This is a genomic window from Candidatus Omnitrophota bacterium (assembly GCA_028716165.1).
In the GTDB taxonomy this organism is placed as follows: domain Bacteria; phylum Omnitrophota; class Gorgyraeia; order JABMRG01; family JABMRG01; genus JAQUQI01.
Window position 1 is genome coordinate 60385 of record JAQUQI010000008.1, and the last position, 6261, is coordinate 66645.

7 protein-coding genes and 1 tRNA gene are annotated in these 6261 nt (G+C 38.1%); all 8 read right to left on the minus strand.

Going from position 1 to position 6261, the window contains the following annotated elements:
• Positions 1-14 precede the first annotated feature (14 nt).
• A complete protein-coding gene (locus PHV77_05075; GenBank protein ID MDD5504668.1) occupies positions 15-797 on the minus strand; it encodes a hypothetical protein in 783 nt (260 codons plus the stop codon).
• A 110-nt stretch (positions 798-907) separates the two neighbouring features.
• The gene (locus PHV77_05080) at positions 908-1417 is read right to left on the minus strand and encodes a sigma-70 family RNA polymerase sigma factor (GenBank protein MDD5504669.1); all 510 of its coding nucleotides are present in this window, start codon (positions 1415-1417) and stop codon (positions 908-910) included.
• A gap of 457 nt (positions 1418-1874) precedes the next feature.
• A complete protein-coding gene (locus PHV77_05085) occupies positions 1875-2345 on the minus strand; it encodes a hypothetical protein (protein MDD5504670.1) in 471 nt (156 codons plus the stop codon).
• A 286-nt stretch (positions 2346-2631) separates the two neighbouring features.
• Positions 2632-3789, minus strand: a complete 1158-nt coding sequence (locus tag PHV77_05090; protein MDD5504671.1) for a Fic family protein — start codon at positions 3787-3789, stop codon at positions 2632-2634.
• A gap of 259 nt (positions 3790-4048) precedes the next feature.
• The gene (locus PHV77_05095; protein ID MDD5504672.1) at positions 4049-4183 is read right to left on the minus strand and encodes a hypothetical protein; all 135 of its coding nucleotides are present in this window, start codon (positions 4181-4183) and stop codon (positions 4049-4051) included.
• Positions 4184-4224: 41 nt separating this feature from the next.
• On the minus strand, positions 4225-4809 hold the full coding sequence (locus PHV77_05100) for an MjaI family restriction endonuclease (protein ID MDD5504673.1): 585 nt from the start codon (positions 4807-4809) through the stop codon (positions 4225-4227).
• Positions 4799-6106, minus strand: a complete 1308-nt coding sequence (locus PHV77_05105) for a DNA methyltransferase (GenBank protein MDD5504674.1) — start codon at positions 6104-6106, stop codon at positions 4799-4801. The genes PHV77_05100 and PHV77_05105 overlap by 11 nt, the downstream gene beginning before the upstream one ends.
• A gap of 47 nt (positions 6107-6153) precedes the next feature.
• Positions 6154-6228, minus strand: a tRNA-Gln gene (locus tag PHV77_05110).
• Between the last annotated feature and the right edge of the window lie 33 nt (positions 6229-6261).

Genomic DNA, 6261 nt, shown 5'->3' on the forward strand with positions numbered 1-6261 from the left:
TTCACGCGTTGATATTATACACTAACCGCGAAAACCGCCCCTAAGAACAATTCCTCTTTTTGGCCGCCATCGCTTGTCTTTTTCATGCCACTTAACGGTATCGTGTAATTTACTGTTGGGGAAAATGTGCAATTTTTTGCAACAGCATAAGCAATACCCGCGCTTAATCCTATGTCCCCCCCGTGCCCTTTTATAAAAAGCCTTCTATTATATCCAGCATGCGCGCCGAAATTAAACGTAACGGGCACATCCGGCAAAACAATACTTTTATTAATTTTGACAGCCAGATAATCGCCCCGGCCTCCGCCTTTGTCCTTATCCTCAAAATCATGATACCACGTAAAAGAGGGGGAGAACGGCAAATCATCTACGCATAACCCAAGATAAAACTCCTGGCTATTGGCGTTGGATGCCGGGAAATCATAATATATATAACCACCGCTTACCGATAACGGTGCCCCCAGACTATTTTTCAAGTCATATGAATAACCCACACTATAATCCACTTCATCTGACTTACCCCCGTCTCGGCCGCTCACATCAAGATTTCCCCATATGCTTGCGTTAAAACCGCAGGCGTTAATATAAACACCTGATTGCGCCACGGGGTCATTATCCAGTTTAAAACCACGCCATATGTATTTTGAAAAAACGGCAAAATCCGTGCTAATCTCAACGGGCCGCCCTTTAAAAACCATGCTGTCTTCGCCACCCGTCTCCCCGGCCGAAGCATCACCCGGTTTTATCAAAAGTATCCCTATCGCACACATCACAGTCAAAAATTTAAATATATTCATATCGCGTCCTCTTTGTTGGCATAAAAATAAAAGGGCGTTTTAAAGTCCAAACGCCTGTGTAATATCACAACCCTGTGTTTTTTGTTTACAATTCTATAAGTAAAAAAACATCATTTTTGGTAACCGCCTGAACGCGCCTTCTTTATTATATTCTTCTTATATTTAAGCACCATGACATGCGAAATACCCAGAATTGACGCGATCTCGCGTACCGTATTGCCTTTAAGAAGAAGCCTAAGAACCTCGCGTTCTTTATCTGTCAAACGTTTTCTTTTTATTTCATCAATACTTATATGATATTCCAAATCGGTCTGACGCGCCAATATGTCCGGCATGACATCTTTAAAGGTTATATCGCCTTCGGCAATAGGAACATCCATACTTAAATGTACCGGCATACGTCTCCCTCTGCGCAGGAAATTTAAAAGATAAAATTCGCAGGCCTTGATTATATAAGCTTCATTCATCCCTATGGGTACGTCTTCTCCAAAACGCTGCCATAAATACAGACACATTTGCTGATAGAGGTCATCTCTATCGTAAAACCCGGTTAAGATATTCCTCCTCGCTATTGCCTTTAATGCCGGAGTTATTTTTTCAAGTAAAATTTTAAAATCCATAGTATTACCTGCAAAAAATAAAAAAGCGTTTTACGCGTATATGCTCGCAGCGTAAAACGCCCCTCTTTGGGCCGTCGGAATAGGCTAAAAACAAAAAAAGCGTTCTTGCGAACGCCTCCCTGCTATTTAAAAACACATTCCCTGTGTTTTATTATATATACCACAAAATTAAGATAAAGTCAAGGGTCCAAAACAAATAGTAGTGTCAAGATTATTGTGCGCTTTCGTATTTAATTCGCCAAAAAGAAAAAATCCGGCGCTGAAAAAGCCGGAATTTCCTGTTCTGATATTCAAAATGGCGGTCCGAACTGGACGCCAGACGAACCCATTTGACTCCGCTCAGGGTTCGTCCTGAGCAAGCAAAGCGCGTCGAAAGACAAACTCCATACCCTCAAGAAGTGCATCTACTTGTGAAAATGACCTTCCGGCGCTTCAAGCATCATTTTATCTATTTTGACTAAGTGCTTTGAAATAAAACATTATTTTTGTGAACATCGAACAGTGAAACTTTTGAAAAAATAGTACGCTGCATACTTCTTAATAATATCTTTATTTGTTCAATAATTGTTATTTCTGCCCATAAAGGTTGTAAATCAAAAAATAGCAAAAGTTCAACATTTAATCCATCTGTTTCATATTGTTTTTTGAACTTGTCTTCAATCCTTTTGCCTAAAATGTCGTCAGAAAAAAATCCACCAGTAAACTGTAAGTTTTTATCATAAAACTTTTTTGCCAGATCTTGATTAATTATCTCGCTTAGTTCAAAATAAACTCTTTCACCATTAGAATATCTGCAAAGACAATCTGGTTTTGGAGGCTCACATGAATTTATTGCAAACTTGCTGAAAGACTTTCTCAAAAATTTATTCAAAACAAATATTTCCTTACTTGTTTTTTGACGCATATTAACCTTGGAGCAATTATTCATTAATTGCCTGCTAAAAATTAACATTAAAAATATTATTCTGAATATATAAATTAATTCCTAGTGTATTTAATACTATGTCTTTTTGTAGCACATCCAATCCTTCTTGCCTTTTCCAGATATATGTTTTTAAAAATAAAGGGGATCTTTCGATAGGGACTTTAAATTTAAACCCTGCACTCCTTCCCCTAACTTATATTTATTTATTTGCATAGTCATATAGCATCTCGCCGAATTTACCTATTCTTAGCGCTAACCATGTTGGGTTGTGCCTGTTCTTCGATGTTAGCTATTTTTCCAACAAACTTAATAATTCCTTCGCACAATAAACCTTTCCACGCCGCTTATCAGTAATTTCAACCAAGATATTTATTTTTTTAAGTTTTTCTATAGCTGCTTTAGCAGTATGAAAAGAAGTCTTTAGTTCTATTGCTGCTCGCGAAATACTGACGTAGGGATTTTTAAATAATTCGTCCAATAATTTACTTACATATATACTTGTTCGCTTCTCCTGTACTCGCTCCCTATAATTTTTAAGCAAACCAAGTATGGCTTTTGAATTTTCGGCTGCATCTTTTGATTGGACGATGATGGCTCGCAAGAAAAAACTAATCCATTCTTCCCATTCACCTCTTTGACTTACGGATACAAGCCGATCGTAATATTCTCTGCGGTTTTTCTCAAAGAAAGCACTCAAATAAAGCATGGGGTAACCAAGAAATTCTCTCTCGCATAAAAACAGAGTAATTATTAACCTTCCTATTCTGCCATTCCCATCAAGAAAGGGGTGTATGGCTTCAAACTGATAATGTATCAACGCACACTGTATTAGCCCAGGAATGCTATCTCTATTGTGTAAGAATTTCTCTAGTTCTCCCAAGGCTTCATGCATTTCATGAACTGGAGGAGGAACAAACGCCGCATCGTTTAATGTGCATCCCGCGGATCCTATCCAATTCTGACTACGGCGAAACTCGCCCGGAGTCAAGTGTTGTCCTCTCACGTCTTTCATAAGAATTCCGTGTATTTCGCGCATAAGCCGCAAACAAATAGGTAACTCTTTTAACCTCTCAAGTCCGTAATCCATCGCTTCAACATAATTTACTACTTCCAACACGTCTGTTTTTTGGACTTCCGCTTTTTGCTCTTCTCTCCGGGCTATTTCAAAATAAAATAAATCCGAAAGAGAAGTCTGCGTGCCTTCAATCTTTGAACTCAAAACCGCCTCTCTTCTCATATAAGGAACGATCAATAAATTCGGATTTGGCAATAATACGCCCACACCATTAAGATTCCCTAAGTGACGATTGGCTTCAGCTAACAGATTGATCAACTCGGCTGAATATTTAATTTCTGGGGGTAAAGAATGGGGAACAAATGCCGAATAATCTCTATCGGTTTTTATAACTTTGCCTGCCCGATTACTTTTGAAATCATTGGCGTTCATATATCTTACCCTAAACTTGTTAATTTAGCTACTAACACTATCTTCAATTATAATACACATAATTGAAGGAATCAAGCATTTTCTTCAATAACCGAATTCCGCCTGATCGTCCACCAAATTGCTACGCAATTTGGCAAGATCTCGCCATCTTTGATGGCGGGTCAAGACTGGCTGCCTGAACTGGACGCCAGACGAACTTCACAACCTCAATACTACCAATTACTTATCAAAATGACCCTTCGCCGCGGCAAAGGCGGTTTTATCTACTTAGGCGGCTTATTTCCTTCTTGATTTCTTCTATCACCTCTGTATTTTTTATCTCGTCGTCAATACTAAAAACAACAAAAACTTTCCCGCCATATTTTGCCTCAAAATCACGGAAACTCGCTCTCATTCTTTCGGTGGCTGAATAATTACCAAAGTTTGCCTTAGCCGTTACTGGTTTAAACGGAAACTCGCTCTCATTCTTTCGGTGGCTGAATAATTACCAAAGTTTGCCTTAGCCGTTACTGGTTTAATTTGAATGCCAAATGTCTTATCGCCCACATAGCATAGGTAATCAATGTCACCCGCGTGATCGAGTTCCGGATCAGATTCAACAAATTTTACTTCCGGAAACTTCTTTGCAATATTGTCGGTAACAACCGATTTCTCGCGGATGAAACCATCATATGTTCTTTGTATCGTAAGATTGTTAATATAGTCAATACAATCCTGCAGCGTTAAATTCTTAAAAACGTCTTGCCATTCCGGGATGACGATCTCGGTTATTTTTACATAAAGCCTTTCACCGAGCTCCCGCAAAATTTCTTTTGTGATTTTTACGGGATTTTTGCCATCTGTATATGCTTTTTCAAAATACCATTTTTCCCACTCCGATATAGACTTAGGCTGACATTCACGGATAAAGGCCATTACTGTGCCTACCTTATTGGGACGGGATAATTGATATGTTTGGCAGGCATAATTGAGTACCTTCTCTTTTTTCCCGAAATCCTTTGAATATCTTTTATTTTTCATTATGGGCGTGCTCCAGATTTTGTAATTCTATAAATTTTTCTTTATATTTGAATGCTATGTCAGTATCAACAAGCGCAAACCTCTCTTTAATGAGATGAGCGTTTATAAAAGTCTTATTTTTAAGATATAAGTAACACAGCAATCTATTTTCAGAATCGTATTTAACCTGATCGTATTTTAGAAATACTTTCTGGCCTTGCGTTTTATTTGTTAAATATTCCGTCGCTTTTCCATTTTTTATCGTGTCTTGTTTAACGCCCAACAATCTCACAGTTAAACCATTATTCAATTTCAAGATCTCTGGGCTAACTACCTCTTTGACTGTAAAATACTCTTCTCTCCGTCCACCACTTTGATCTATCTTTGAACCAAATTGTAACTGTTTAGGATCTATCTTCTTATCGAATTTAATAGGATCTCTAAAAATATATGGCAATTTAATAATTTTCTCTTCAAAATTTACCGCCTTCTTTTCTTGAGTATATATTTCAATTTTTGTTTCATCAATAAATAAATTTTGACCGAATCCTACTCTTTCTCTTATCGTAGGCAAAGAATTTGCGTTGATTTCATAACCAACAGAATTTCGCTTAAGATTTTTAGCGGCTAATGTCGTTGTCCCGCTGCCTAAAAATGGGTCGAGAACGCTATCACCAACAAATGTAAACATCTTTATAAGCCGCCTCGGCAGTTCTTCGGGAAACATCGCCAAATGTTTAACTTGTTTCTCTCCTGCAAAGTTCCAATGTCCGGAAAAATATTGATTCCATTCTTCGGTAGTCATCTTTGACTTTTCCCGTATTTCGCTGCTAACGGGTTTCGAAATGCCCTGTTTTTTGAAAATCAGGATAAATTCGTAATCCAATTTTAATATACCGTTTCTCGGATAGGGAAAGGAGCCCATAACAGTTGCGCCGCCTGTGGTGTTACAAGTAGTGACCTTCTGCCATATAATCGCTCCCATATAATCAAAACCGATTGTTTCGCAAAATTTTATTATCTCAGTCCTAATTGGTATAATCTTATATCGCCCATAATATACCGCGCGGGCGAATTGATCCCCTATATTTATACAAAGGCGGCAGCCATTCTCTAAAACTCTATAACACTCAGACCAAACTAAATTAAGGTTATTGATATATTCTTCATAGGTATGATTGTATCCGATTTGCTCAGAGCTACCATAATCCTTGAGTTGCCAATAAGGTGGCGATGTAACAACTAATTGAAGAGAAAAATCGGATATCTCTTCCATTCGTCTTGAATCACCTAAAATAATCTTATGTACTGTTTTCATATATTCCTACTGTATCGGACGCCCAAATTTCGCCTGAGCGTCAAGGTTGGCTGCCTCGTCTGGACTTGAACCAGAAACAACTGATCCAGAGTCAGTCGTGTTACCAATTACACCACGAGGCAGCGTATTTTTAAAATATCTTCCTGCAATATTTT

Coding starts and splice junctions, on each gene's coding strand:
- PHV77_05095 (MDD5504672.1), bottom strand. CDS start 4,183: ATGAGAGCGAGTTTCCGTGATTTTGAGGCAAAATATGGCGGGAAAGTT.
- PHV77_05075 (MDD5504668.1), bottom strand. CDS start 797: ATGAATATATTTAAATTTTTGACTGTGATGTGTGCGATAGGGATACTT.
- PHV77_05080 (MDD5504669.1), bottom strand. CDS start 1,417: ATGGATTTTAAAATTTTACTTGAAAAAATAACTCCGGCATTAAAGGCA.
- PHV77_05085 (MDD5504670.1), bottom strand. CDS start 2,345: ATGAATAATTGCTCCAAGGTTAATATGCGTCAAAAAACAAGTAAGGAA.
- PHV77_05100 (MDD5504673.1), bottom strand. CDS start 4,809: ATGAAAAATAAAAGATATTCAAAGGATTTCGGGAAAAAAGAGAAGGTA.
- PHV77_05090 (MDD5504671.1), bottom strand. CDS start 3,789: ATGAACGCCAATGATTTCAAAAGTAATCGGGCAGGCAAAGTTATAAAA.
- PHV77_05105 (MDD5504674.1), bottom strand. CDS start 6,106: ATGAAAACAGTACATAAGATTATTTTAGGTGATTCAAGACGAATGGAA.